We start from the raw sequence: 26,450 nt of genomic DNA, 5'->3' as shown, positions 1-26,450 counted from the left end.
GCTCGCCGGCCTCAGCTCGCCGGCATCATCTGGCCGCGGATCTCGCCGGACGGATGCTCCTTCGTGTGCACGTTGAAGTACCACTTGCCGGCCATCAGGTCGGTCACCTGCGAGTCGGTCAGCTCCTTCGAACCCTTGATCGGGCTCGCGAGCGCGTCCTTCGGGATCGGCACCTGCACGCCGGCGTTCTGGCCGACCGGCGCGGGCCCGTGGAAATGCGCGGCGGTGGCCGGCCCCGTGAGATGTTCGTACGTCACCGTCCACTGCAGCATGTGGGTGGCCGTATCGTAGGTCGCAGCGACGGCGCCGGCGCCCTTGGTCGCGGTGGGCGGCACTTCGCTCGACGGCTGCAGATTGGCGGACAGGCGCACCGTTTCGGCGGCGGCGCTGCCGGCGGCCAGGACGCCCGCGAGCAACGCCACCTGGAGCAAACGCAGCTTCGGCATGAATCCTCCTTGTACGACGGGGTACGCCACCCGGACGGGGGACGTTCCATGATGGTAGTCGATCGTCGCCGATCCGGCACCGCTGCGTCGCTCGCCAGCCTGACGGAACCTGGAAGAGACCTTTGCAGCGGGAGCCCTGAATCCGCGCGCGGCCTTTCGCTACACTTCGTCTCACAGTTGCTTGTTTCCTTCGTCCGAAGGAGTCTGCGAGTATTCACGCGGCCATCCGGCCGCGTTTTTTTTGCCCGTGCCCGGGCGGCATGCACGCCTGCGTCGAGCAAATTCCGCTTCGCGGGCCGTCAAGCATCACGAATCGATTGTCGCCGCGGCGATCGGGTCCGACGTCGCGCCGACCCCGCGCCCTCACGCGCGATAGCCCGGATCGATCCGATCGACGATGCGCTGCAACGCGTCGAATGCGTCCTGCCCCGCGCCGTGCTTCGGATCGAAGTTCAGCGAGTCGCGCACGCAGCCCTCGAGCACCGGCGGCGCAATCGGCAGCGCGTCGCCGATCGCATGGGTCGCGACCTGCACCTCGCACGCGCGATTGAGCAGCCACATCAACGAGAAGGTCTGCGCGAGCGTCGCGCCGATCGTCACGGGCCCGTGGTTGCGCAGCAGCAGCACCGGCCGCCCGCCGGCGCTCTCGACGATGCGCCGCCCTTCGTCGAGGTGCACCGTGATTCCCTCGAAATCGTGATACGCGATCTTCCCGTACAACTGCGCCGAATAGAAGTTCGAGAACGACAGCCCGTCGCGCGAGCAGCACACGGCCATCGTCGGCGTCGTGTGCACGTGCATCACGCAGTGCGCGTCGGGCAGCGCCGCATGGATCGCGCTGTGGAACGTGAAGCCGGCCGGATTGATCGGCCAGTCGGAATGGCCGATCACATTGCCGTCGATGTCGATCTTCACGAGGTTCGACGCGCATACCTCGCGGTAATGGAGCCCGAACGGATTGATCAGGAAATGGCCGTCCTCGCCCGGCACGCGCAGCGAGATATGGTTGTAGATCAGCTCGGTCCAGCCGAGATGGTCGAAGATCCGGTAGGCAGCCGCGAGCTGCACGCGCGCCTGCCATTCGGCTTCGGAGAAGCGGGCGGGACGCGTGAACGGCTGGTTCGGTACACGTTGCATGAGGCACTCCGGTTGCGGGCGGGGCGGCCGTGCGGGCGGCTCGCGCATCGTCCCTCGTCTCCTGGCGGCGCGCGCGGTGCGCAGGCGCGTGCAGCGCGTCGTTCGGCATCGCTGCGGCCCGCGTTGCGCGAGTCGTCCGGCGGCACCCGTCACGATACGCATATCGTTGCGCACACAACCATATCACCTTTCCCCGCGCACCGGTATCGCGGGTTTGGCCCGAGCCGTTCCGGCCCTTACAACTGGTCTTCGACCGGCAGCAGCATGAAGAGGCCGGTCATCAGGTTGCGCATCAGCCCCGCATGCGGATCGACGTGATAGGTGGCCGGCTCGCCGTTGTCGGTGCCGGTCCACTCGAGTTCGGGCGTGCCGCCGCCCGCCGGCGTCGCGAGGCGCACGCGGTAGCTTTCGTCGGGCTGCGTCACGCGCGCGAAGATCGCCGCGGCCTGCTGCGCGATCGTCGGGCTGTGGATCACGAGCGCGAGTTCCGTATTCAGGTACGCCGAACGCGGATCGAGGTTCAGCGACCCGATCACGAGGACCTTGCGGTCGATCACGTACGCCTTCGCATGCAGGCTCGCACGCGAGCGTGAGCCGAACAGGCCCGCGCGCGGCGGGTTCGGCCGCGCCTTGAATTCGTACAGTTCGACGCCGTGCTGCAGCAACGGCACGCGGTACGGCGCGTAGCCGGCCTGCACGGCGACTGCGTCGGTCGCGGCGAGCGAATTGGTCAGGATCGCGACGCGCACGCCGCGCGCGGCCGTGTCGCCGAGGATCTTCACGCCCGCGTCGTGCGGCACGAAGTACGGCGAAAACGCGAGGAATTCCTGCTGCGCGTCGCGCGTCAGTTCGACGAGGCGCTGCATCGGCGGGCTCACGTACGCGCCGGTCGGCCGCATGACCTTGTCCGGTGCGTCGACCTTGAACTCGGCCGGCGCCCACACCAGCTCGAGCTCGTCGCGCGCGATCTGCTGCGCGAGCGGCGTCGCGTTCAGCGGCTTCGCGTTGTACGGGTCGGCGTTCTTGCGCCAGTGGTCGCGCAACTCGTCGCGCATCGCGTCGAGATCCTTCGGATCAAACTTCTGATGATTCAGCACCCGCAGCGGATAGCTGCTCGCGCTTGCCCAGTAGTCGTCGAAGCTCGTCGAGATGTCGTTCGTCACGGGGCCGGCCGCGAGCACGTCGAGGTCGCGGAACTGCAGCGTCGGGCTCGCGCTGAAGTACTCGTCGCCGAGGTTGCGGCCGCCGACGATCGCGATCTGGTTGTCCGCGATCATCGCCTTGTTGTGCATCCGCCGCGTAAAGCTGTCGAGCCGCGTCAGCGAATTGGCCGTGCGCTCGACCATCCCGTACCGCGACGCACCGAACGGGTTGAACACGCGAATCTCGACCTTCGGATGCGTATTCAGCGCGGCCATGACGCGGTCGATGTCGCGGAAATTCAGGTCGTCGACCAGCATCCGCACACGCACGCCGCGATCGGCCGCATACAGCGCCGCGCCGAGCAGCAGCTTGCCGGTCGTGTCCTCGGTCGCGATGTAGTACTGCATGTCGAGCGTCTTCGTCGCCGCGCGCGCGAGCGCGATGCGCATCTGCAGCGCGGTCGCGCCGTCGGGCAGCAGCCGGAAGCCCGATTGCCCCGGATGCGCGGCTTCCGGCGCGGCCAGCGCATTGCGCAGCGGCGTCGCGGTATCGGTCGGCAATGCGTGCGAGACGGGGCGATCGAGCGTGGTGGCGGGCGGATGCGTCGCGCAGGCGGCGACCAGCGACAGCAGCGCGCAGACGGCGAGCGCGCGGGCCGGGCGGCAGGCGGCGCGCCATGAGAGCGCGGCCGGCGCGCGCCGGATCAAAGACATGAGCACGGAAACTTCCTCGACAGGCGGATCAACAGGTCCGCAATCGCCGCGGCGTGCGGCTGACGGGTGGTTCCAATCGATTCTAGTGGGCGCCCGACGAACCGGTCAATCGCGCGGCTCGCGCATGCGGCGCCGTGAACCGCTCGCGCGCCGCCGGCGCGGGCATCCGGGAACGGCAGCCCGCGGCTGGGCCGCCAGACGGGCACGCGGCACCCATGGTCCAACCAATCTCACAGCGTATCGCCGCTTCGCTCGAAGTGGCTGCGCACATAGTCGATATGGGTCTGCATCGCGGTGCGCGCCTCCTCGGGCCGGTGTGCGCAGATCGCCTCGCAAACTACCCGGTGCTGCTGCAACAGCAGTTCTGACGCCTGCTCGTCGTGCGTCGTCATCCCCGCGACGTTGATCGAGATGTGCTCGCGCAGCATCCCGATCACGCTCGTGTGCAGGTGCAGGAACATCGTGTTGTGCGACGCCTGCGCGATCGCCTCGTGCAACTTCGCGTCGGTCGATGCCTCGACGGCCGCGTCGTCGTTCGCGTACGCGGTCTCGAGCTCGCGCAGCAGCGTCCGGATCCGGCGCCGGTCGTTCGCATCCGCGCGCAGCGCGGCGAAATACGCGGTCGCGCCTTCGAGCACGCGACGGAATTCGAGTATGTCGTCGCGCAGCGCCGGGTGGTCGGCGACCAGTTGGCCCCACGGCGACGCGATGCCCGCGCGCAACTGGTCCGTCACGTACACGCCCGCGCCGCGCCGGCTCTGCAGCAGCCCGCGCGCGACGAGCCGCTGCGTCGCCTCGCGCACCGTATTGCGCGCCACGCCGTACTGTTGCGCGAGCAAGCGCTCGGCCGGCAGCCGCGCCCCGGCCGGCCAGGTTCCGTCGAGCAGCGCCGTCTCGATCTTGCGCATCACCACTTCGGTCCGGCCCCGTGCCGTCATCGCCGCCATTGCCGTCTCCCCATCGAATACCCGCCGCGCCGATTGGCCCAACCAATTTGAACTGCGGCGCCGTCGCGGGAATTATGCAGCGAAATCGTCGTCCCGCATTCGCTTGCCGGGCCGGCACCTTGGAGCGAGACATGAACGAAAGGCACTACCCCGCCGCCGCCCCCGCGCACGTCTATCTGTTCGCGACCTGCCTGGTCGACCTGTTCGTCCCCGAAGCCGGGCTCGACGCGGTTCGCCTGCTGGAACGCGAAGGCCTGACCGTCCACTATCCGCGCGGCCAGAGCTGCTGCGGGCAGCCGGCCTACAGCAGCGGCAATCCCGACGAGGCTCGCCGCGTCGCGGCCGCGCAGCTCGATCTGTTCGCCGAGCCGTGGCCCGTGATCGTGCCGTCCGGCTCGTGCGCGGGCATGATCCGGCACCATTGGCCGGCCCTGTTCGCCGACGACCCCGTGCACGGCCCGAAGGCGCGCGCGATCGCGGATCGCACCTACGAACTCGCCGAATTCCTCGTCCATGTGCTCGACGTGCGGCTCGACCACATCGACACGAACGCCGGCCCGAACGAGCGCGTGGTGCTGCACACGTCGTGCGCGGCCCGCCGCGAGATGGGCACGCGCGTGCACGGCGTCGCGCTCGTCGACGCGCTGCCGGGCGTCACGCGCATCGAACACGAACGCGAATCGGAATGCTGCGGCTTTGGCGGCACGTTCTCGCTGAAACACCCCGACATCTCCGGCGCGATGGTGCACGACAAGGTCGCATCGGCCTGCGCGACGGGCTGCGACCGGCTCGTGTCGGCGGACTGCGGCTGCCTGCTGAACATCGGCCACGCCGCGACCAAGGCCGGCGCGACGCTGCCCGTCGAGCATCTCGCAAGCTTCCTGTGGCGCCGCACGGCAGGCGCCGGCTCGCTGCGCGGAGACGCGAAATGAGCGCGCGCGACGCCATCCTCGCGCGCCTGCGCGCCGCCGCTCCCGGCCCCGCCGCGAACGCCGCGCCCGCCCTTGATGCGCGCATCGACACGCATTACGCGGCGCGCCGCGCACCGATCACCCTCGATTCCCATACGCTCGCGCAGACGATGCAGGCCGCGCTCGCCGCATCGCACGCCGACGTCTGGTGCGCCACCGCCGATGCGTGGCCCGCGCAGCTTGCCGCACGGCTCGCCGACGCCGGCGTGCGCCGCCTGCTGCTCGACCCGGCCCGCGCCGAATCCGCGGCCCTCGCGCGTGCGCTGCCCGACGCGGTCACGCCGGTGCCGTTCGACCGGCCGATCGACGCGTGGAAAGCCGAGCTGTTCGACACGATCGACGCAGGCTTCACCGTCGCGCGCTCGGGCATCGCGGCGACCGGCACCGTCGTGCTCGCGCCCGATGCCGGCACGCCGCGCACGGTGTCGCTGGTGCCGCCGCTGCACGTCGCGCTCGTCCATGCGAACACGCTGCACGCGGACCTCCACGCGGCCGTGCACGCCGAGCGCTGGCACGCCGGCATGCCGACCAACGTCGTGCTGGTGTCGGGCCCGTCGAAGACCTCCGACATCCAGCAGACCCTCGCGTATGGCGCACACGGGCCGCGCAACCTCTGGGTCGTGATCGTCACCGAGCCGACCGCAACCGCCCGCCAGGACCTGCCGCGATGAGCGACCAACCGCTGCAATTCGTCGCCCCCGGCGACTTCAAGGCCCGCGCGCGCGCCGCGCTCGACGATCCCGCGCTGCGCCGGAGCTTTCGCGGCGCGATGGACTTCCTGCAGGGCAAGCGCGCGACCCAGTTCCCCGACGACACCGAGCTGCAGCAGCTGCGCGATCTCGGCGAAGCCGTGCGGCAGCACGCGCTCGCGCAACTGCCCGCGCTGCTCGAGCGGCTGGAGGCGAAGCTCACGGCGGCCGGCGTGCACGTGCACTGGGCCGAGACGGCCGCCGACGCGAACGCGATCGTGCTCGGCATTGCGCAGGCGAAGAAGGCGCGCCGCGTGATCAAGGGCAAGTCGATGGCAAGCGAGGAAATCGAGCTGAACCATTACCTCGCGGATCACGGCGTCGACTGCATCGAGTCCGACATGGGCGAGTTCATCGTGCAGCTCGCGGGCGAGAAGCCGTCGCACATCGTGATGCCAGCTATCCACAAGACGCGCGGCGACATCGCCGAGCTGTTCGAGGAGCACATCCCCGGCACGCGCTACACGGAGGACGTCGACGAGCTGATCCAGACCGGCCGGCGCGCGCTGCGCCGCGCATTCGCGGAAGCCGACATCGGCCTGTCCGGCGTGAACTTCGCGGCGGCCGACACGGGCACGCTGTGGCTCGTCGAGAACGAGGGCAACGGCCGGCTGTCGACCACCGTGCCCGACACGCACGTCGCGATCATGGGCATCGAGAAGGTCGTCGAGAAACTCGAGCACATCGTGCCGCTGTCGAGTCTCCTGACGCGCTCGGCCACCGGCCAGGCGATCACGACCTACTTCAACCTGATCTCGGGCCCGCGCCGCGACGGCGAACGCGACGGCCCGCGCGAGCTGCATCTCGTGCTGCTCGACAACGGCCGCACGCAGGCCTACGCCGACGAACAGCTGCGCGCGACGCTGCAATGCATCCGCTGCGGCGCGTGCATGAATCACTGCCCCGTCTATACGCGCATCGGCGGCCACGCATACGGGACGACCTACCCGGGTCCGATCGGCAAGATCATCTCGCCGCACCTGCTCGGCCTCGACGCGACGGCCGACCTGCCGACCGCGTCGACGCTGTGCGGCGCGTGCGGCGAGGTGTGCCCGGTCCGGATTCCGATCCCGCAGCTGCTCGTGCGGCTGCGCACCGAGGCGAACCGCAAGCCCGACGAACCCGTCGCGCATCCGCTGCGCGGCCAGGGCGCGAACTACAACCGCGCGGAAGACCTCGTGTGGCGCTTCTGGTCCGGCGCATTCGCGCATCCGCGTGCGTATCGCGCATTCCGCTGGACCGCGACGCGGCTGCGCGCGCTGACGCCGGCCAGGCAAATGGGCTGGACGCAGCACCGCACGCCGCTCGAGCCGGCGCCGCGCAGCCTGTCCGACCTGCTGCGCGCACGCGGCCAGCCCGAATAGACCCCCTCGCTTTCAAACCCGTACCGATAGCAATCCATGGAGGAGACACCCATGCAGGTTTGGCATCAGATCTACACCCCGCTCGGCAGCCTCGGGCTGTCGGCGCTCGTCGCCGCGATCCCGATCATCTTCTTTTTCGTCGCGCTCGCCGCACTGCGGATGAAGGGGCACGTCGCCGCCGCGATCACGCTGCTGCTGGCGCTCGGCGTCGCGATCCTCGCTTACGGCATGCCCGTGCCGCAGGCGCTCGCGGCGGCCGGCTTCGGCTTCGCGTACGGCCTGTGGCCGATCGCGTGGATCATCGTCGCGGCCGTGTTCCTGTACAAGATCGTCGTGAAGACGGGGCAGTTCGACATCATCCGTGCGTCGGTGCTGTCGATCACCGACGACCAGCGGCTGCAGATGCTGCTGATCGGCTTTTCGTTCGGCGCGTTCCTCGAAGGCGCGGCCGGCTTCGGCGCGCCCGTCGCGATCACGGCCGCACTGCTCGTCGGCCTCGGCTTCAAGCCGCTGCACGCGGCCGGACTGTGTCTGATTGCAAACACCGCGCCGGTTGCATTCGGCGCGATGGGCATTCCGATCATCGTCGCCGGACAGGTGACCGGCATCGACGCGTTCCACATCGGCGCGATGGCCGGCCGCCAGTTGCCGCTGCTGTCGCTCGCGGTGCCGTTCTGGCTCGTGTTCATGATGGACGGGCTGCGCGGCGTGCGGCAAACCTGGCCGGCCGCGCTCGTCGCCGGCGGCAGCTTCGCGATCACGCAGTACTTCACGTCGAACCATATCGGCCCCGAGCTGCCGGACATCACGTCGTCGCTCGTCAGCCTCGTGTCGCTTGCCGCGTTCCTGAAGGTCTGGCAGCCGAGCAGCGCGAAGCAGACGGCCGGCGGCCTCGTCGCGTCCGGCGGCGGCGCGGCGCTCGCAGGTTTCGGCGCGGGCGGCAACAGCTCGGGTGCGAGCCGCCAAGCGTCGCCGTATACGCTCGCGCAGACCGTACGCGCGTGGTCGCCGTTCCTGATCCTGACGGCCGTCGTCACCGTGTGGAGCATCGCGCCGTTCAAGGCGCTGTTCGCCGCGCACGGCGCGCTCGCGTCGACCGTCCTGAAATTCCATGTGGCCGGGCTCGACCAGCTCGTCGTGAAGACCGCGCCGATCGCCGCGACGCCGAAGGTGCTCGACGCCGTGCTGAAGATCGATCTCGTGTCGGCGGTGGGCAGCGCGATCCTCGTGACCGCGCTGATCTCGATGGCGCTGTTGCGGATGAAGCCGCGCGACGGGCTCGTCACGTTCGGCGAGACGCTGAAGGAACTCACGCGCCCGATCCTGTCGATCGGCCTCGTGCTCGCGTTTGCGTTCGTCGCGAACTACTCGGGGATGTCGTCGACGCTTGCGCTGATGCTCGCCGCGACCGGCGCCGCGTTCCCGTTCTTCTCGCCGTTCCTCGGCTGGCTCGGCGTATTCCTGACCGGCTCGGATACGTCGTCGAACGCGCTGTTCTGCTCGCTGCAGCAAGCGACCGCGCACCAGCTCGGCGTGCCCGAGACGCTCGCCGTCGCCGCGAACACCACGGGCGGCGTGACCGCGAAGATGATCTCGCCGCAGTCGATCGCGGTCGCATGCGCGGCGACCGGCCTCGTCGGCAAGGAATCGGAGCTGTTCCGCTTCACGGTGCGCCACAGCCTGCTGTTCGCGGTGATCGTCGGCCTGATCACGCTCGTGCAGGCCTACGTGCTGCCGGGGATGGTGCCGTAAGCAAGCGGCGCGGCCGCTTTCCGGTTCGCCGAAAAACAAAAACCCCACGCCCGCAAGAGCGTGGGGTTTCGTTCATCCCGGGCGCCGGACGCGGCCGGCGCACCAGACGGCGATCAGCTGCCCTTCGCGATGCGATCCTGGATGTGCTGGGCACGGCTCGCCGACGACGGGTGCGAGCTCATCATCGAGCTCTTGCCGCCATCGAGCTGCGCGAGTTTCTGGAACGCGGTGACGAGGCCCTTCTGATTCATGTTCTTCTGCTTCATCAGGTCGAACGAGTAGTCGTCGGCCGCGCTTTCCTGCGTCTGCGAGAACTGCGCGTTGATGAACTTCTCGGTGATGTCGCCGAGCTGCGAGCTCGTCAGGGCCGCGACGCCCGGCGATGCCGCGCCGGCCGCGGTGCGCGCCGCGCTGACCGCGTAGGCGGTCTGCATCGCCTTCTTCGAGTGACCCAGCGCGACGTGGCCCATTTCATGACCGATCACGCCGCGCAGTTCGTCGTCGTTCATCATGTCCATCAGGCCGCTGTATACGCGCACGCAGCCGTTGCCCATCGCCCACGCGTTGACGTCCTTGGTCACGTAGACCTTGTAGTTGATCTTCTGGCCGTTCAGCGTCATGTCGCCGAAGCCCTTCATCACCTTCGTCAGGCGCTTCGAGTACGCGCTATTCGGCGCGGCGATCTTCGATTCGGCGTCGCTCGCCTTGCACGAGTCGTTCGACAGCGCCGCGATGTCGCTGTCCGACAGCGTCGCCGCCTTGAACAGGCTGGTCCCCGCCGACGTCAGGCTGTTCGCGTCGAGATTCTGCACGCCGCCGCATGCGCTCAACAGGAACGCCATGCCACACGCTGCCGCCGCTTTCTTGATATGCATCCCGGATCCCTCGGTAGTTGTATTTAGGAGCGGCGATTTTGCATAATCCGGCAGAAAATTACCAGACGTTTACATCAAATGACAACTTGATTGCGCAGCGATTCGAAACTAACGACGCGATTGCTCAGCGAATTGACGGCAATCAGCTCATCAATCGCCGCGACCGGATGACCGGCTGAACGTCGAACGCGACCGGCGCGTGAGCCGCCGCGCGACCAGCATCGGCAGCCGCACCACGAAACCGGCGAAGAGCCGCAGGTGCATCCATGCGAGCAGCACGTTGTCGCGGCCATAGTGGAAATGCGACACGCCGCCCTCGTGCGCGCCGAAGTAGCGCACCGGCGCTTCGATGCGGATCGGCCGCACCCCGGCCCAGCACAGCCGCACGGCCGCTTCCGGATCGAAGTCGAAGCCGCGCATCCACGGCTGGCGATGCATGATCGCGGCGAGCGGCGCGACGGGATACACGCGAAAGCCGTACAGCGAATCGCCGATCCCGGCCCACAGCGTCTCCAGGTCGGCCCATCCGTTCGACAGCCGCCGGCCCTGCACGCGCAACTGCGGCGCGCTCGCGTCGAACTTCGGCAGGCCCAGCACCATCGCGTCCGGCGCCGCCTGCGACGCGGCCATGAATTCGGGAATCAGGTCGGCCGGATGCTGGCCGTCGGAGTCCATCGTCAGCACGTGCGTGAAGCCGCTTGCGGCCGCCGCGTCGAGCCCGGCCAGCACCGCGGCGCCCTTGCCGCGGTTCTCCGGCAGCACGATCACGCGCAGCCCGGGGTCGCGCTCGGCCATCGCCTGCAGCCGCTCGGCGCTGCCGTCGGTGCTGCCGTCGACGACGACCCACACCGGGTTCCACTGCGCGCGGGCGTTGCGCACGGTCGTGTCGACCTTGACGCCCGGGTTGTAGCTCGGAATCAGTACGAGATGGGTGGACGAGGCGTGCAGCTTGGACATGGGAACGGCCGATTGCGAAGACGGGGATCCTGACAAAAGTTTATGACCTGCAGGCGACTGTCGACAGGCTTCGTCGACGCCGCGTTCGCGCAGTGACAGGGCGGCGCGCTTCACGACAGGTGCTCCAGCGGATGGCCGGCGCTCGCTTCGATCTCGACCAGCAGATCGTCGCGGCACACGTCCGCGTGGACGAACAACGGCCGCACGCCGGGGCCCGCCGCAGCGCGCAGCGCGCGATCGATCGCGGCGAGCGCCGCGGCATCGCCGGCGTCGCGCACGTAGACGCGGTAGTTCAGGTCGGCGAGCGCGAACGGGCCGTGCCCTTGCCGCGCCGCCTGCTCGAGCACGGCGGCCAGGTTCGCGATGGTCTCGCGCGTTTGCGCGACGACGTCGCCGCGATGCACGGTGCGATGCCCGACGATGCTGGCGGTGCCCGACACGAACAGCAACGGCGCGGCATCGTCGCCGGGCCACGCGGCCGCGCGCGCGAACGTCGGCGCACGCGGGCCGTACTCCGCCGGATAGTGATACGCGCTGATCTGGCGCGGGTTCTCGACCGGATCGGCCGGCGTGCGGCTCGCGATGAAATGGATCGCGAGCGGCGCGGCCGGCGGCGTGTCGCCCGCGACGGGCACGACCGAGCCGAGCGCGCAGGCCGCCGGCACGCTGCCCGTCAGCGCGCGACGGCACGCGTCGAACGCGCGCTGCCTGCCGATATTGAACTGACGATAGCGCTCGATCCCGAACTGCAGCGCGTTGATCGCGGGCACGGTATTCCAGATTCGCAGCGGATGCGCGATGCCGAGTGCATCGAGCGCGTCGAACAGCGCGCGGTATGCATCGTGTGTCGCGCGCTCGAGCGGTGTGCCGCCGTCGCGATCGGCATCGGCCGCTTCCTGCTCTTCCTGCACGACGATGCTGCCAAATACGAGCCCCGCCGTTTCGCTGAAGCGATACTGCAGCGCGCCGCGTCGCTCGCTGCGCAGGTCCGGCGCGTCGCACTGCCAGATTTCGCAGACCGCGCCGGCGCGTGCGTGGCCGCCGGCGTCGAGCAGCGCCATCTGCACCGGTGCGAGCGGCAGGTCGGGCGCGGCGGCGGCGAGCATGCGGGCCATCGCATCGGTCGGCACTCCGGCCGCGCCGATGCAGACCGCACCCAGCGCGCCGGGAAACACGCGGTCGAATGCGTCGCCGCGCTGCCGCGCATCGTGCAGCAGCGCAGCCAGCCGCGCATGATCGATCCGGACGAGTCGCAGCGCACGGTTGCCGCCGTTTGCTGCGGGCGAAATGCCCGCGCCCGATACGGCGGCTCCGCCCGTCATGTGTTCACGCGCGACCGCGGTCGTGGCGGACGACAGGGAACACGCTCGCCGTTCGGCGTCGACTGGATGCACTGACACTTCGATTTCCTCACTATGCGATGCGGGCTCCCGGCATCGTGGCCACGCGCCACGTTGCGCGCCGTTGCTTCACGTCAAGCCGACACCGCGCGCGTCGTCATGCAAGCCCGCCGTTGACGGACAGCACCTGTCCCGTCACATAAGCAGCCGCATCGGATACCAGATACGCGACCATCGCCGCGACTTCGTCGGGCCGGCCCGCGCGTTGCGCCGGCACGAGCTGCTTGATCCGTTCGGCGGGAAACGCAGGGTCGGCCATCGGCGATTCGATGATGCCGGGCGCGACCGCATTCACCGTGATGCCGCGCGACGCGAGCTCCAGCGACAGCGACTTCGTCGCGCCGATCAGCCCCGCCTTCGCGGCCGCGTAGTTGACCTGCCCGCGGTTGCCGGTCACGCCGGCGACCGACGCGATGTTGACGATCCGGCCGCGCCGCGTGCGGATCATCGGCAGCAGCAACGGCTGCGTCACGTTGAAAAAACCGTTGAGCGTCACGTCGATCACGCTGTGCCACTGCCGGCGCGACATGCCGGCCATTGGTGCGTCGTCGTGAATGCCCGCGTTGTTGACGAGGATCTGCACCGGTGCGTCGTCGAAGAACGGCGCGAGCGCGGCGAGCGTCGCATCGGCGTCGGTCACGTCGAATGCAAGCGCATGCGCGGTGCCGCCGGCCGCGACGATCTGCTGCGCGACCGCCTCCGCCTGCGCGAGATTCCGGTTCGCGTGCACCCACACTTCGTGGCCGGCTTGCGCGAGCGCCGTGCAGATCGCCTGCCCGAGTGCGCCGCTGCCGCCCGTTACGAGCGCCCGCATCGCCTTGCTCCGTTCATCGCGTTTCCTCTCGATCGACGCGGCCGCGGTTCGTCCAGCGGCCGCCGCCGCGTGCCGTCATCGTCTGCGTGCCGCGTCGCGTTCGCGCGCGCCGCCGTCACTTGGTGCGATGCGCGGCGACGTACTCGGCAAGCGCGCCGAGCGTCGCGAAGATCTTCTGGTTGTCCGGATTGTCCGAGCGCAGTTCGAAGCCGTATTTCTTCGAGATCAGCAGCGCGATTTCCAGGATGTCGATGGAGTCGAGCCCGAAGCCCTCGCCATACAGCGGGGTCCCGGCCGTCACCGTTTCGAGCGGGACGTCTTCGAGATTCAGTTCGCCGATGATCAGCGTGGCGAGCTCTTGTTCCAGTGCGTTCATCATGCTTGCGGGCAGGCGGCCCATGGCAGCGGGAGGCGCCCGGAAACGGCAATCGTCGTGCACGCCCGGCGCGTGCGAAGCGCGCGCCAATCTCCGTCCCTCCGGCGTCTGCCGGCTTCCCCGCCTGCGTTATTGGGGGTCGTTTGTAAAAGTTACGCGGATTCTAGACGATGGGTATCGGCACGTATACGGGGAATGGTTACAGACTGAAGGCCCCCGCCGCGGCCGGTTTCGGGACCCGATCGCAGCAGACGCTTGAGCCGCTTCGGGCGGAAATGAATCGCCATCGCGTAAGGTTCAGTTCGCTGCCATACATTCGGTTACAAAACCCGGCTGCGCCGACCTCGAACCGCCGCGCCGCGGCCCTAAAATGTGCGTGCATGACAGCCGGCCCGGACATGCGTCCCGGCCACCATTCATATGATGTTTGACGGCCCGACGAACGCGTCCGGCCCCCCCGATCCGCCCGATGTTTCCAGCAGCCATACCGCGCCCGCTCATTCGCCTCGCCCCGGTTTGCCCGCCCGTCCGCCGCCGTGCCGCGACGGACGACGGCAATGCGCGCACGCGCCGCGCGCCCGGAGCGCCGCGATGAGCTCGCCGCTCGGCATCGCACGCGGCGTCGGCGCGGTCGCCGCGGTGGCGGCGTACCAGATCGGCGCGCACTACGCGGCCGCGACACCCGGCGCGCACGGCTTCGGCCTCGCGATGGCGCTCGTGCCGCCGCTGCTGCTCGCGCTCGGCGCAGCGCTGCGCTCGCCGAAGCGGGCATGGCTCGTGCCGGCGTGGCTGCTCGCCGCCGCCGCGCTGTGGGCCGCGCGCGCCCCGCTCGCGCGCCATTTCGAATGGGGCCTGTATCTGGAGCACGCGAGCTTCAACCTCGCGATGGCGCTGCTGTTCGGCCGCACGCTCGCGGCCGGCCAGGTGCCGCTGTGCACGCGCTTCGCGACGATGATCCACGGCACGATCTCGCCGGCCGTCGCGCGCTACACGCGGCGCATCACGCTCGCATGGACGCTGTTCTTCGTCGCGATCGCCGCCGTGTCGACGCTGCTGTTCGCGACCGCGCCGATCGTCGCGTGGTCGACGTTCGCGAACTACCTGTCGCTGCCGCTCGTCGCGGTGATGTTCGCGGCCGAGCATGCGTGCCGGCGCTTCGCACTGCCGCACGACGCGCGGCCGCGGATGGTCGACGCGGTGCGCGCATACCGCGCGTCGACGCAGCCGTCACGATGAATTCATGGCCGGCGCGGCGCCGCATTGCGGCCGCGCCGGTCACCGTCTCCCGCTTCAGCCGATTTATGCCGACTTACCCGCTGGTGTTCCATTCCTCGCCGGACCAGACGATCGCCTGGCGCGACGGCACGCCCGTCAGCGTGCGCGCGTTCGTCGCCGACGTCGCGCGCGTGGCCGCCGCACTGCCCGCCGGCGGTCACGTGTTCAACGTGTGCCGCGATCGCTACCGCTTCGCGGTCAGCCTGTGCGCGGCGCTCGTCGCCGGCAGGATCAGCCTGCTGCCGTCGACGCACACGCCGGAGATGGTGCGCCAGCTCGCGTCGTTCGCACCGGACGCGTTCTGCCTGCACGACGCGCCGGACTGCGCAATCGACCTGCCGCGCTTCGCCTATCCGGACGCCGCACCCGGCGACCGCCTCGACGACGCGCCGTTCGCGGTGCCGCAGATCGACGCGTCGCGCATCATGGCGTACGTGTTCACGTCCGGCTCGACCGGCGCGCCGGTGCCGCACCGCAAGACGTGGGGCTTCCTGGTCGGCTGCGTGCGCGCGGCGGCCGACCGCCTCGGCCTGCTCGACGGCCGCGCGGCCACGCTGATCGGCACCGTGCCCGCGCAACACATGTACGGCTTCGAGTCGACGGTGCTGCTCGCGCTGATCGGCGGCCTCGCGTTCAGCAACCGCCAGCCCTTCTACCCCGTCGACATTCGCGACGAACTCGCCGCGATCCCGCAGCCGCGCGTGCTCGTCACGTCGCCGATTCACCTGCGCGCGCTGCTGTCGGCCGGCCATGCGCTGCCGCCGGCCGCGCTCGTGCTGTCGGCCACCGCACCGCTGTCGGAAAAGCTCGCGTGCGAAGCCGAGGCCGCGCTCGATGCGCCGCTCGTCGAGATCTACGGCAGCACCGAGACCGGCCAGATCGCGACGCGCCGCACGTCGCAAGGCGCGACGTGGCAGTTGTTCCCCGGCATTCGCCTCGACGCGCGCGCGGCACAGGACGAGCCGGGCCGCGACGCCGCGGGCGACGACAGCGGCCCGACCGTGTGGGCGTCGGGCGGACACGTCGAAACCCCCGTGCCGATGGGCGACGCGCTCGAACTGCTCGGCGACGGCCGGTTCCTGCTGCACGGCCGCAAGGCGGACCTCGTCAACATCGCGGGCAAGCGCACGTCGCTCGCCTATCTGAATCACCAACTGAACGCGATCGCCGACGTCGTCGACGGCGTGTTCTTCATGCCGGACGACGCCGCACCGGCCGACGCCGATGCACCCCGCGAACCGGTCACGCGGCTCGTCGCGCTCGTGGTCGCGCCGACGCTCGCCGCGGCCGACCTGCAGCGCGCGCTGCGCGAACGGATCGATCCCGCCTTCATGCCGCGTCCGCTCGTGTTCGTCGACGCCCTGCCGCGCAACGAAACGGGCAAGCTGCCGCGCGACGTGCTCGCCGCGCTGGTCGCACGGCACACGCGCGCCGCCGCGGCCGACGCGAGCGCGCGCGCCGAGACGGATGCGCCGCTCGCGTTCACGATTCCCGCCGATCACCCTGCGCTGCCCGGTCATTTCCCCGGTCATCCGATCGTGCCGGGCGTCGTGCTGCTCGATCACGCGATCGCCGCGCTCGGCGCGTCGCTGAACCGCCCGCTGCACACGTGGCGGCTGGCTTCCGCGAAATTCCTGAGCCCGGTCGCGCCCGGCGAGCCGCTCGATCTCGCGTTCGATGCGGCGGCCGGCGGCGCGATCCGCTTCACGCTGCGCGCCGGCGCGCGCGACGTCGCCACCGGCGTGCTGTCCGCGCCGGCCGCCGCGCAGGACGGTGCACGGCCATGAAGCGCACCGCGTGGGCCGAGCGCCAGGAACGCAGCAACGCGGCGTTGCTGCGCGCGATGACCTGGATCTCGCTGCGGTTCGGCCGGCGGCCGTCGCGTGTCGTGCTGCACGCCATCGCAACCTATTTCGTGCTGTTCTCGCCGGCAGCCTGCTCGGCGTCGCGCGACTATCTGCGCCGCGCGCTCGGCCGTCCCGCGCGCTGGCGCGACGTGTATCGGCACGTGTTCACGTTCGCCGCGACGATCCACGACCGCATCTACCTGATGAACGGCCGCTTCGACCTGTTCGACATCCGGCTGCATGGCGAAACGCAGGTTGACGACGCGCTCGCGGGCGGGCGCGGCGCATTCCTGATGGGCGCGCACCTCGGCAGCTTCGAAGTCGTGCGCGCGATCGGCCGCACGCGTCCGGACCTGCGCGTCGTCGTCACGATGTTCGAAGAGAACGCGCGCAAGATCAACGCGACGCTCGCCGCCGTGAACCCGGCCGCGAAACCGGAAGTGATTCCGCTCGGGCAGGTCGACTCGATGCTGAAGGTGCGCGAGCGTCTCGACGCGAACTGCATGGTCGGCATGCTCGCCGACCGCACGCTGCTCGACGATGCGGCAACCTCGCTGCGGCGGCTGCCGCTGCTCGGCGCACCGGCCGCGTTTCCGCTCGGGCCGCTGTACATGGCCGCGATGCTGCGGCGCCCGGTGTTGTTCATGACGGGCCTCTATCGCGACGGCAACCGCTACGACGTGCACTTCGAGACACTCGCCGATTTCTCCGACGTGCGTCGCGACGCGCGCGCGGCGGCCGTCGACGCGGCGCTCGCGCGTTACGTCGCGCTGCTCGACAAGTATTGCCGCGCGGCCCCGTACAACTGGTTCAACTATTTCGATTTCTGGCAGACCGGCACGGCCGCCGCGCGCCGCGACGATGCGCGCGCGTGCGCCGGCCTGTCCGCCACGAGGGATTCCGACGCATGACCGCCGTTCTCCGCTTCCTGTCGCTGTTCCCGCTGCCGTCCGCGCCCGTGCTGCGCCGCTCGGCGCGCACGTTCGCCGTCACGGCCGCCGTCGCGCTCGCGCTGCCCGCGCACGCGGCCGACACCGGTTCGGCGTGGACCCTCGACCGGCTGATGTCGACGCTCGCGCAGCACAAGTCCGGACGCGCGACGTTCACCGAGACGAAGTCGCTATCGATCGCCGCGCAGCCGCTCGAATCGTCGGGCGAACTCGTGTTCGTCGCGCCCGACCACCTCGAGAAGCACACGCTCAGTCCGAAGCCCGAACATCTCGTCGTCGACGGCGACATGCTCACCGTCGAGCGCAACAACCGCAAATACACGCTCGCGCTCGCGCGCTATCCGGAGCTCGGCGCGTTCATCGACAGCATCCGCGCGACGCTCGCCGGCAATCGCTACGCGCTCGAGCAGGTCTACAAGGTCGCGCTCGCCGGTCGCGGCGACGACTGGACGCTGATGCTCACGCCGCTCGATTCGCGGATGCTGAAGGTCGTCAGCACGATCACGCTCGAAGGCTCGCGCGACGTGTTGCGCAGCGTCGCGATCCAGCAGGCCGACGGCGACCATTCGACGATGCGCCTGCAACCCGTCCCGGCGAAGTGATGGACGAGCGCACCCGGCCAACCGCCCCCGTCGCGCACCGCCCGTCCGCGTGGCGGCAGCGCGCGGTGCTCGTGTGGCTGCTCGCGCTCGTCGCGTGCGGGATCGCGATCGCCCGCGCGAATTTCACGGCCGACCTGTCCGCGTTCCTGCCGCGCGCGCCGAGCGCCGGGCAGCGCGTGCTCGTCGATCAACTGCGCGACGGCATCGTGTCGCGGCTGATCCTCGTCGCGATCGACGGCGGCGATGCGGCCACGCGCGCCGCGCTGTCGCGGCGCGTCGCCGGCACGCTGCGCGCCGACCGGCAATTCTCGGCGATCAACAACGGCGAAGCCGTCAACGACGCGCGCGACCGGCAATTCGTGTTCGACCATCGTTACCTGCTGAGCCCGGCCGTCGCGCCGCAACGCTTCAGCGCGGACGGCCTGCACCAGGCGCTCGGCGACAGCCTCGACCTGCTGAGCTCGTCGGCGGGTCTCGTCGCGAAGGCGATGTTGCCGCGCGACCCGACCGGCGAAGTGACCGCGCTCGTCGACCAGCTCGACAGCGGCGCGCAGCCCGCGATGCGCGACGGCGTGTGGGCGTCGCGCGACGGCACGCGCGCGGTGCTGGTCGTGCAGACGGCCGCCGCCGGCTCCGACACCGAAGCGCAGGCGCGCGCGATCGACGCGGTGCGCCGCGCGTTCTCCGCCGCGACGCAGACGCTGCCGAACCGCGCCGCGTACACGCTCGCGATGACCGGCCCCGGCGTGTTCTCGGTCGACACGCGCGACACGATCCGGCACGACGTCGAACGGCTGTCGACGGCGAGCGTCGTGCTGATCGTCGCGCTGCTGCTAACGCTGTACCGCTCGCCGCGCACGCTCGCGCTGGGGCTGCTGCCGGTGCTGACGGGCATCGCGGCCGGCATCGCGGCGGTCAGCACCGCGTTCGGCACGGTCCACGGACTGACGCTCGGCTTCGGCACGACGCTGATCGGCGAAGCCGTCGACTATTCGATCTACCTGTTCGTGCAATCGGCGCAGGTCGGCGCGCGCGGCACGGCGCGGCCCGCCGACGCGACGCGCGCATGGCTCGCCGCGTACTGGCCGACGATCCGGCTCGGCGTGCTGACGTCCGTGTGCGGCTTCGCGTCGATGCTGTTCTCCGGTTTTCCGGGCCTCGTGCAGCTCGGGCTGTACTCGATCGCCGGGCTGACGGCCGCCGCGCTCGTCACGCGCTTCGTGCTGCCTCACCTGCGCGGCGAGCACGTCGCGATTCGCGACGTGTCGCGCGTCGGCGCGGTGCTCGCGCGTGCGGCCGCTGCGGCGCCGCGGCTGCGCTGGCCGCTCGCCGTGCTCGTGCTCGCCGCGTGCGCGACGCTCGTGCTGCATCGCGGCGGCCTGTGGAGCCGCGAGCTTGCGGCGCTGAGCCCCGTCCCCGCCCGCGCGCAGGCCCTCGACGCACGTCTGCGCGCCGATGTCGGCGCGCCGGACGTGCGCTACCTCGTCGTGATTTCCGCGCCGACCGAACAGGCCGCGCTCGAACGCGCGGAACAGGTCGCCGCGCAATTGCAGCCGCTCGTCGATCGCGGCACGCTCGCGGGCTTCGAAAGTCCCGCGCGCTACCTGCCGAGCGACGCCGCGCAGCGCGCGCGCCAGGCGAGCCTGCCGGACGCGGACGTGCTCGCCGCGCGCATGCGTGCGGCCGTCGCGAACCAGCCGATCTCGGTGCGGCCCGAGCTGTTCGCACCGTTCATCGCCGATGTCGAAGCCGCACGCCACGCGCCGCCGATCACGCGCGCGGACCTGCGCGGCACGTCGATGGCGCTCGCCGTCGACGCGCTGCTGACCGAGCGCGCGGGCCGCTGGAGCGCGATGTTGCCGCTGCGCGCGCCGGATGCCGCACGCTCAGCTTCGGCGGCGTCGGCGCCGGCGCTCGATGCTGCGCCGATCCGCGCGGCCGTCGCGCGCGCCGGCGTGCCGGATGCGCTGTTCGTCGACATGAAGGCCGAAGCCGACCGCCTGTACGTGAACTATGTGCACGAGGACATCCGGCTGTCGCTCGCGGGTTTCGCGGCGATCGCCGTGCTGCTGCTGATCGCGCTGCGCTCGCCGCGCCGCGTCGTGCGCGCGCTCGCGCCGCTGGTCGCGGCCGTGCTGGTGGTGACGGCCGGCTTCGCGCTCGCCGCCGTGCCGCTGACCATCCTGCATCTCGTCGGGATGCTGCTGATCGTCGCGGTCGGCTCGAACTATGCGCTGTTCTTCTGCAAGCGCGACGACGCGCAACCGGTCACGCCGTACACACTCGTATCGCTGCTGATCGCGAACCTCGCGACGGTCGCCGGCTTCGGCCTGCTCGCGCTGTCGCGCGTGCCGCTGCTCGAAACCTTCGGGCTGACCGTCGGCCCCGGCGCGATGCTGGCGCTCGCGTTCGCCGCGATTCTCGCGCCGCGCGCCGCGGCGACGAGCAGCGCTCGTCCCGACCTGACAGGAGCCCGCGCATGAACGCGCCGTCGTCCGTTCCACCTCGGCTGTCCGGCGATGCGCGCCGCTGGAAACCGACGCCGCTGATCGCGGGCACCGCGGCGTTGCACGCGGGTGCGCTCGCAGCGGTCGTCGCGCAACCGGCTGCCTGGCCGTGGGCCGCCGGCGGCGTGGTTGCGTCGCATCTCGCACTGACCGCCGCCGGCCTGTGGCCGCGCAGCGCGCTGCTCGGACCGAACTGGACGCGCCTGCCGGCCGGCGCCGGCCGCCGGATCGCGCTGACGATCGACGATGGCCCGGACCCCGACGTCACGCCGCGCGTGCTCGACCTGCTCGATCGTCACGATGCGCGCGCGACGTTCTTCTGCATCGGCGATCTCGCGCGCCGCCATCCGAAGTGGATCGAAGCGATCGTCGCGCGCGGCCATGCGGTCGAGAATCACAGCCAGCGGCACCGGCATACGTTCTCGCTGTCGGGGCCCGCCGCGCTGCGGCGCGAAATCGCGGCCGCGCAGCAGACGCTGACCGAGATCGCCGGCACGCGCCCGCGCTTCTTCCGCGCGCCGGCCGGCCTGCGCAATCCGTTTCTCGAGCCGGTGCTGTGCGAGCTCGGCCTGCAGCTCGCCAGCTGGACGCGCCGTGGTTTCGACACGCGCGCGCGCGACGCGGACCTCGTCACGCGCCGCCTGCTCGACGGACTGGCGCCGCGCGACATCCTGCTCGTGCACGACGGCCACGCGGCACGCGACGCGCGCGGAGAACCGGTCGTGCTCGACGTGCTGCCGGCGCTGCTGCGCGCGGCCGCCGATGCGCAGCTGCACTGGACCACGCTGCGCGCCGCGCTCGCGCCCGAACCGCCCGGCCAGCCGGGCATGCCGGCACCCCCGTTTGATAAAATCTGACCATGCCCGGCGCGCCCGCCAGCCCCGCTGCGGCGCCCGTTCCGGCCACCGGATACGACCCTCGTGAAACCTCTCCTGCTCTCGCACTTCACCGCCACCAGTTGCATCGGCAGCGGCCTCGACGCGACCCTCGACGCGCTGCGCAACGCACGCGGCGGGCTCACGCCGTGCGACTTCGAACGCGCCGATCTCGACACCTGGATCGGCGCCGTGGACGGTGTCGATACGCATCCCGTGCGCACGGATCTCGCCGACTTCGACTGCCGCAACAACCGCCTCGCGCAACTCGGCCTCGTCCAGGACGGCTTCGACGCGCGCGTCGCGGCGGCCGTGGCGCGCCATGGCGCCGCGCGCGTCGGCGTGTTCATCGGCACGAGCACGTCAGGCATCCTCGAAACCGAGCGCGCATACGAGCAACGCGATCCGGCGAGCGGCGCGCTGCCCGCCGGCTTCCGCTATGCAAACACGCACAACCCGTATTCGCCGGCCGCGTTCGTGCGCGCGTATTTCGCGCTGCGCGGGCCGGCGATGGCGATCTCGTCCGCGTGTTCGTCCGGCGCGAAGGTGTTCGGCTCCGCGCGACGGATGATCGAAGCGGGGCTGATCGACGCGGCCGTCGTCGGCGGCGTCGATTCGCTGTGCCTGACGACGCTGTACGGCTTCAATTCGCTCGAACTGCTGTCGCGCCGGCCGTGCCGGCCGTTCGACGTCGCGCGCGACGGCATCTCGATCGGCGAAGCGGCTGCGTTCGCGCTGCTCGAACGCGTGCCAAATACACGCACCGCGCTCGACGACGACGCGATCCTGCTGCTCGGCATCGGCGAATCGAGCGATGCGCATCACATGTCGTCGCCGCATCCGGAAGGGCTCGGCGCGCGCATCGCGATCGAACAGGCGCTCGCGTCGGCCAGCCTCGCCGCAGGCGACATCGACTACGTGAACCTGCACGGCACCGCGACGCCCAGCAACGATGCCGCCGAAAGCCGCGCCGTGGGCGCGCTGCTCACGCGCACGCCGTGCAGCTCGACGAAGGGGGCGACCGGTCACACGCTCGGTGCGGCCGGCGCGCTCGAAGCGGTCGTCGCCGCGCTCGCGCTGCGCGAGCAGTTCGTGCCGGCCGGCGTCAACACGACGCAACCCGACCCGGCGCTGGCCGCCGACTACGTGCTCGCGAGCCGCGACGCCCGCGTGCGTGCGGTTCTGTCGAATTCGTTCGGATTCGGCGGCACGAACTGCAGCCTGATCCTCGGCCGCGCCGAGCATGCCCGCCGCGGGGAGCCGACATGACCCTCACCGCCTTCATCGAAAGCGTCGGCCTCGTCGGGCCGGGACTGAACGACTGGCCGCACGCGGCCGACGTGCTCGCGGGCCGCGCGGCCTATGCGAGCACGCGCACCGTGCTGCCGCCGCCCGCCAGCCTGCCGCCGGCGGAACGCCGCCGCACCGGCCCCGTCGTGCGCGTCGCGCTGGCGGTCGGCCTCGAGGCGGCAGCCGCGAGCGGGCGCGATGCCGCCACGCTCGCGACCGTGTTCAGCGCGTCCGGCGGCGACGGCCAGAACTGCCACGCGATCTGCGAGACCCTCGCCGGCGACGATCGTCACCTGTCGCCCACGCGCTTTCACAACTCCGTGCACAACGCGCCGGCCGGCTACTGGAGCATCGCGACCCGCGCGATGGCGACGTCGAACGTGCTGTGCGCGCACGACGGCAGCTTTGCCGCGGGCCTGCTCGAGAGCGTGTGCCAGGTCGCGGTCGATCGCGTGCCGAGCCTGCTGATCGCCTACGACACCGACTATCCGGAGCCGCTGCGCGCGGTACGGCCGATCGTCGACGCATTCGGCGTCGCGCTCGTGCTCGCGCCCGACGCGAGCGAACGCACGCTCGCGCGCATCGACGTGCAGCTCACCGACGCGCCGGCGACGACGCTCGCGAACCCCGAACTCGACGCGCTGCGCACCGGCAATCCGGCCGCGCGCGCGCTGCCGCTGCTCGACGCGCTCGCCGCGCGGCGCACGGCAAGTGTCGTGCTCGATTATCTGGAAGATGCGCGCGTGCAGGTCGATATCGCGCCGGCGAATCCCACGGCGGGGCACGCGCCATGACGACGCCCGTCTCGACGCCGATGCCTGCGCTGACGACGGCCACGCTCGATCGCGCATGGATCGCCGCGCACATTCCGCACGACGGCGCGATGTGCTTGCTCGATCGGGTCGAAGCATGGGATGCCGCGCGGATCCGCTGCAGCGCGACGAGCCATCGCGATCCGCACAACCCGCTGCGCTCGCGCGGCCGGCTCGCATCGGTCTGCGGAATCGAATACGCAGCACAGGCGATGGCCGTGCATGGCGCGCTGATCGGTACGCAACGCGCGCAAACGGAACCCGCGCGGCCGCGCGCCGGCTATCTCGCGAGCGTGCGCAACGTCGACGCGTTCGTCGATCGGCTCGACACGTTCGACCTGCCGCTGACCGTCGACGCCGAGCGCATCGGCGGCGACGACCGCTCTGTGCTGTACGGCTTCACGCTGCGCTGCGGCGAGCGCGTGCTGCTCGGCGGCCGCGCCGCGGTGATGCTCGATGCATCGGCGGCCGGCGTACTCGTTCCGCCGCCTGCCGGCCGCGCGGACCCTCGATGACTAGCCCCAAGGAAACCAGGTCGTGAAAGCACGTCAGTTCATTTGCACCGCGTTCGTTCTCGCGCTGATCAGCCCGATCGCGCACGCGGACATGTCGGAAGTGAAGCAGGACATCAAGCGCGATTCGAAGGAAGCCGCGCACAAGACCGGCGAGGCCGCGCGCAGCTTCGGCCACGCGACCGCGAGCGCCGCGAAGACGGTCGGTCATGGCATCGCGCATGCGTCGCGCGAGGGCTGGGATGCCACCAAGCGCACGACGAAGCGGATCTTCCACAAGAACGATTCGGGCGAAGGCTCGGCGAAAAGCAGCGATTGAGCGCGGGCGTCCCGCGCACCGCACATGAATGCGCGCGATGCGGCACGACGCGTGAACGCGCCGTTGCCGCACCGCCGCCGTCAGCGCGCGCCGCTGCGCGTGCGACGCGCCGGCCCGCGCGCGAGGCACTTGCCGTACGCGACGAGCCAGCAATCGCGATGATCGAAGTTGCGCAGCAGCCGCGCGCGGCGCCGCTCGAGCCAGTGAAGCGCGATCGCCATCGTCAGCGCGACGGCCAGTGCCGAGCCGCCGATCGCGAGTCCCATCCAGGTGTCACCCATGCCTCCTCCGGAATGCGAGGCCGGTGCGGCGCGCGTGCCGCGACGCGGTGGCCGGAGCGCGGGCGCACTCGGGCCGCCGCATGCGCGGCGAGCCTGCGTCCGTGATCCGTCACCGCACGCTTGGCGCGTCGCCCCGGCGCTGGATACAGCGGGAGCACGGCCCGGATGCGCGCGCGAACGCCGCCCGGGCCGCCGCGCGTCAGTGCATGTGCTGGCCGCCGTTGATCGCGATGTTGGAGCCCGTCACGAAGCCGGCCTCCTCCGAGCACAGAAACGCGATCAGCGCCGCGACTTCCTCGGGTCGACCGAGCCGTCCCGCCGGAATCTGCGGAAGGATCTTCGTATCGAGGATGTCCTGCGGGATCGCCGTCACCATCTTCGTCGCGAGATAGCCCGGCGATACCGTATTCACCGTCACGCCCTTGCGCGCGATCTCGAGCGCGAGCGATTTCGTGAAGCCGTGCATGCCGGCCTTCGCAGCCGCGTAGTTGGTCTGGCCGACCGAGCCCTTCGAGCCGTTGACCGACGAGATGTTGACGATGCGTCCCCAGCCGCGCTCGACCATGCCGTCGCAGACCGGCTTCGTCATGTTGAACACGGAATCGAGGTTGGTGCGGATCACCGCATCCCAGTTGACCTTGTCGAGCTTGCGCAGCGTCATGTCGCGCGTGATGCCCGCGTTGTTCACCAGGATGTCGACCGGGCCGACGTCCCGGGCGATCTTGTCGATGCACTGCTGGCACGAATCGTGATCGGCCACGTCCACCGGATACGCATGGAATTCGCGGCCGGCCGCATGCATTTCCGTCAGCCAGCGATCGGCGCCCGCGTTGTTCGGCGAATACGTGACGACGACCCGGTGGCCCGCATCGTTCAACCGGATGCTGATCGCTTCGCCGAGGCCGCCCATTCCACCAGTCACAACTGCAATTCGCTTAGTCATCCTATGAGTTACCGACAAAAAAGTAATCAATGATGCGGAGCGACGGCATGGCACATGCTGCCGCCCCACCGCTGTGGTGCGCTGGCGCCCGCAAGGCGGACACGGTGCGCACCGGAACATCACGCGTATTGTTGGCTGCTTGTTCCGCGCGAAGGTTGCTGCGCATGTGTGCGGCGCTGGCCGGCGCCGCACGCGTGCAATATCGTCAGACCGTGCTCAATCGCGTTCGACCGCGAGCGCGACGCCCATCCCGCCGCCGATGCACAGCGACGCCAGCCCGCGCTTCGCATCGCGCTTGGCCATCTCGTGCAGCAGCGTCACCAGGATCCGGCAACCCGACGCGCCGATCGGGTGACCGATCGCGATCGCACCGCCGTTCACGTTCACCTTCGACGTGTCCCAGCCCATCTGCTTGTGCACCGCCAGCGCCTGCGCCGCGAATGCCTCGTTGATTTCCATCAGGTCCAAGTCGCCCGGCGTCCAGCCCGCTCGCTCCAGGCAGCGGCGCGATGCCGGCACCGGACCCATGCCCATCACGCTCGGATCCACGCCCGCGTTCGCGTATGCCTTGATCCGCGCGAGCGGCGTCAGGC

The 26,450-nt window shown here is 70.4% G+C and carries 25 protein-coding genes and 1 pseudogene; 14 read left to right on the top strand and 12 right to left on the bottom strand.

Features of this window, described 5'->3' with window-relative positions; translation table 11 throughout:
• Nucleotides 1–11: 11 nt before the first annotated feature.
• From HWX25_RS22650 to HWX25_RS22635, 4 genes are all read right to left on the bottom strand, one after another.
• On the bottom strand, nt 12–446 hold the full coding sequence (locus tag HWX25_RS22650; RefSeq protein ID WP_059701698.1) for a CHRD domain-containing protein: 435 nt from the start codon (nt 444–446) through the stop codon (nt 12–14).
• Nucleotides 447–809: 363 nt separating this feature from the next.
• A complete protein-coding gene (locus tag HWX25_RS22645) occupies nt 810–1,583 on the bottom strand; it encodes a class II aldolase/adducin family protein (protein ID WP_175910636.1) in 774 nt (257 codons plus the stop codon).
• Between the two features lie 236 nt (nt 1,584–1,819).
• Nucleotides 1,820–3,445: a phospholipase D family protein gene (locus HWX25_RS22640; RefSeq protein WP_175910634.1), complete on the bottom strand. Its 1,626-nt coding sequence runs from the start codon at nt 3,443–3,445 to the stop codon at nt 1,820–1,822.
• A gap of 224 nt (nt 3,446–3,669) precedes the next feature.
• Nucleotides 3,670–4,386 carry a FadR/GntR family transcriptional regulator gene (locus tag HWX25_RS22635; RefSeq protein ID WP_175910632.1) on the bottom strand — a complete coding sequence of 239 codons (717 nt, stop codon included), beginning with the start codon at nt 4,384–4,386 and terminating at the stop codon, nt 3,670–3,672.
• Between the two features lie 131 nt (nt 4,387–4,517).
• Here HWX25_RS22635 and HWX25_RS22630 point away from each other — a divergent pair, with 131 nt between their 5' ends.
• Genes HWX25_RS22630 through HWX25_RS22615 form a run of 4 tightly spaced genes read left to right on the top strand, consistent with a single transcriptional unit; the run spans nt 4,518 to nt 9,222 of the window.
• A complete protein-coding gene (locus HWX25_RS22630; RefSeq protein WP_175910631.1) occupies nt 4,518–5,318 on the top strand; it encodes a (Fe-S)-binding protein in 801 nt (266 codons plus the stop codon).
• Entirely contained in the window at nt 5,315–6,028 is a 714-nt protein-coding gene (locus HWX25_RS22625) for an LUD domain-containing protein (protein ID WP_175910629.1), read from the top strand. The genes HWX25_RS22630 and HWX25_RS22625 overlap by 4 nt, the downstream gene beginning before the upstream one ends.
• Nucleotides 6,025–7,470, top strand: coding sequence for a LutB/LldF family L-lactate oxidation iron-sulfur protein (locus HWX25_RS22620; protein WP_175910627.1), 1,446 nt, complete (start codon nt 6,025–6,027; stop codon nt 7,468–7,470). Before HWX25_RS22625 ends, HWX25_RS22620 begins: the two co-directional genes overlap by 4 nt.
• 51 nt (nt 7,471–7,521) lie before the next feature.
• Nucleotides 7,522–9,222 carry a lactate permease LctP family transporter gene (locus HWX25_RS22615; protein WP_175910625.1) on the top strand — a complete coding sequence of 567 codons (1,701 nt, stop codon included), beginning with the start codon at nt 7,522–7,524 and terminating at the stop codon, nt 9,220–9,222.
• A gap of 113 nt (nt 9,223–9,335) precedes the next feature.
• Here HWX25_RS22615 and HWX25_RS22610 read toward each other — a convergent pair whose 3' ends face one another.
• From HWX25_RS22610 to HWX25_RS22590, 5 genes are all read right to left on the bottom strand, one after another.
• Nucleotides 9,336–10,097, bottom strand: coding sequence for a M48 family metalloprotease (locus HWX25_RS22610; RefSeq protein ID WP_059528256.1), 762 nt, complete (start codon nt 10,095–10,097; stop codon nt 9,336–9,338).
• A gap of 150 nt (nt 10,098–10,247) precedes the next feature.
• On the bottom strand, nt 10,248–11,054 hold the full coding sequence (locus tag HWX25_RS22605) for a glycosyltransferase family 2 protein (protein WP_059528258.1): 807 nt from the start codon (nt 11,052–11,054) through the stop codon (nt 10,248–10,250).
• Nucleotides 11,055–11,164: 110 nt separating this feature from the next.
• Nucleotides 11,165–12,454, bottom strand: coding sequence for an endoribonuclease L-PSP (locus HWX25_RS22600; RefSeq protein ID WP_175910623.1), 1,290 nt, complete (start codon nt 12,452–12,454; stop codon nt 11,165–11,167).
• 97 nt (nt 12,455–12,551) lie between these two features.
• On the bottom strand, nt 12,552–13,268 hold the full coding sequence (gene fabG, locus HWX25_RS22595; protein ID WP_175910621.1) for a 3-oxoacyl-ACP reductase FabG: 717 nt from the start codon (nt 13,266–13,268) through the stop codon (nt 12,552–12,554).
• A 115-nt stretch (nt 13,269–13,383) separates the two neighbouring features.
• The gene (locus HWX25_RS22590; protein WP_082722004.1) at nt 13,384–13,668 is read right to left on the bottom strand and encodes a phosphopantetheine-binding protein; all 285 of its coding nucleotides are present in this window, start codon (nt 13,666–13,668) and stop codon (nt 13,384–13,386) included.
• Between the two features lie 567 nt (nt 13,669–14,235).
• On the opposite strand from HWX25_RS22590, the gene HWX25_RS22585 reads away from it, so the two are divergent.
• From HWX25_RS22585 to HWX25_RS22540, 10 genes are all read left to right on the top strand, one after another.
• Nucleotides 14,236–14,880 (top strand): hypothetical protein, encoded by a 645-nt coding sequence (locus HWX25_RS22585; protein WP_175910619.1) that lies wholly within the window; start codon nt 14,236–14,238, stop codon nt 14,878–14,880.
• 65 nt (nt 14,881–14,945) lie between these two features.
• On the top strand, nt 14,946–16,706 hold the full coding sequence (locus HWX25_RS22580; RefSeq protein WP_175910702.1) for an AMP-binding protein: 1,761 nt from the start codon (nt 14,946–14,948) through the stop codon (nt 16,704–16,706).
• Nucleotides 16,703–17,677 (top strand): acyl-CoA synthetase, encoded by a 975-nt coding sequence (locus HWX25_RS22575; RefSeq protein ID WP_059820411.1) that lies wholly within the window; start codon nt 16,703–16,705, stop codon nt 17,675–17,677. The genes HWX25_RS22580 and HWX25_RS22575 overlap by 4 nt, the downstream gene beginning before the upstream one ends.
• On the top strand, nt 17,674–18,318 hold the full coding sequence (locus HWX25_RS22570; protein WP_175910616.1) for an outer membrane lipoprotein carrier protein LolA: 645 nt from the start codon (nt 17,674–17,676) through the stop codon (nt 18,316–18,318). Before HWX25_RS22575 ends, HWX25_RS22570 begins: the two co-directional genes overlap by 4 nt.
• On the top strand, nt 18,318–20,801 hold the full coding sequence (locus tag HWX25_RS22565) for an MMPL family transporter (protein WP_175910613.1): 2,484 nt from the start codon (nt 18,318–18,320) through the stop codon (nt 20,799–20,801). Before HWX25_RS22570 ends, HWX25_RS22565 begins: the two co-directional genes overlap by 1 nt.
• Nucleotides 20,798–21,682: a polysaccharide deacetylase family protein gene (locus HWX25_RS22560; RefSeq protein ID WP_175910611.1), complete on the top strand. Its 885-nt coding sequence runs from the start codon at nt 20,798–20,800 to the stop codon at nt 21,680–21,682. The genes HWX25_RS22565 and HWX25_RS22560 overlap by 4 nt, the downstream gene beginning before the upstream one ends.
• Before the next feature lie 63 nt (nt 21,683–21,745).
• On the top strand, nt 21,746–22,969 hold the full coding sequence (locus tag HWX25_RS22555) for a beta-ketoacyl-[acyl-carrier-protein] synthase family protein (protein ID WP_175910609.1): 1,224 nt from the start codon (nt 21,746–21,748) through the stop codon (nt 22,967–22,969).
• Complete coding sequence (locus HWX25_RS22550; protein ID WP_175910607.1) at nt 22,966–23,784, top strand: beta-ketoacyl synthase chain length factor; 819 nt, start codon at nt 22,966–22,968, stop codon at nt 23,782–23,784. The genes HWX25_RS22555 and HWX25_RS22550 overlap by 4 nt, the downstream gene beginning before the upstream one ends.
• Nucleotides 23,781–24,317 (top strand): hotdog family protein, encoded by a 537-nt coding sequence (locus HWX25_RS22545; RefSeq protein ID WP_175910605.1) that lies wholly within the window; start codon nt 23,781–23,783, stop codon nt 24,315–24,317. Before HWX25_RS22550 ends, HWX25_RS22545 begins: the two co-directional genes overlap by 4 nt.
• A gap of 22 nt (nt 24,318–24,339) precedes the next feature.
• Complete coding sequence (locus HWX25_RS22540) at nt 24,340–24,633, top strand: hypothetical protein (RefSeq protein WP_059447900.1); 294 nt, start codon at nt 24,340–24,342, stop codon at nt 24,631–24,633.
• 80 nt (nt 24,634–24,713) lie between these two features.
• On the opposite strand, the gene HWX25_RS22535 is transcribed toward HWX25_RS22540, so the two are convergent.
• The 3 genes and pseudogenes from HWX25_RS22535 to HWX25_RS22525 all read right to left on the bottom strand — a co-directional run.
• On the bottom strand, nt 24,714–24,914 hold the full coding sequence (locus tag HWX25_RS22535; protein WP_059528278.1) for a hypothetical protein: 201 nt from the start codon (nt 24,912–24,914) through the stop codon (nt 24,714–24,716).
• A gap of 199 nt (nt 24,915–25,113) precedes the next feature.
• A complete protein-coding gene (gene phbB / locus HWX25_RS22530) occupies nt 25,114–25,857 on the bottom strand; it encodes an acetoacetyl-CoA reductase (protein WP_175910603.1) in 744 nt (247 codons plus the stop codon).
• Nucleotides 25,858–26,073: 216 nt separating this feature from the next.
• Nucleotides 26,074–26,450 (bottom strand): annotated as a pseudogene (locus HWX25_RS22525) (acetyl-CoA C-acetyltransferase); the annotation flags it as partial.

This window comes from Burkholderia sp. BCC1640 (genome assembly GCF_902833125.1).
Taxonomy (GTDB): Bacteria; Pseudomonadota; Gammaproteobacteria; order Burkholderiales; family Burkholderiaceae; genus Burkholderia; species Burkholderia diffusa.
Note: the sequence above shows the minus strand (reverse complement) of the source record. Positions and strands in the feature narration are given on the sequence as shown.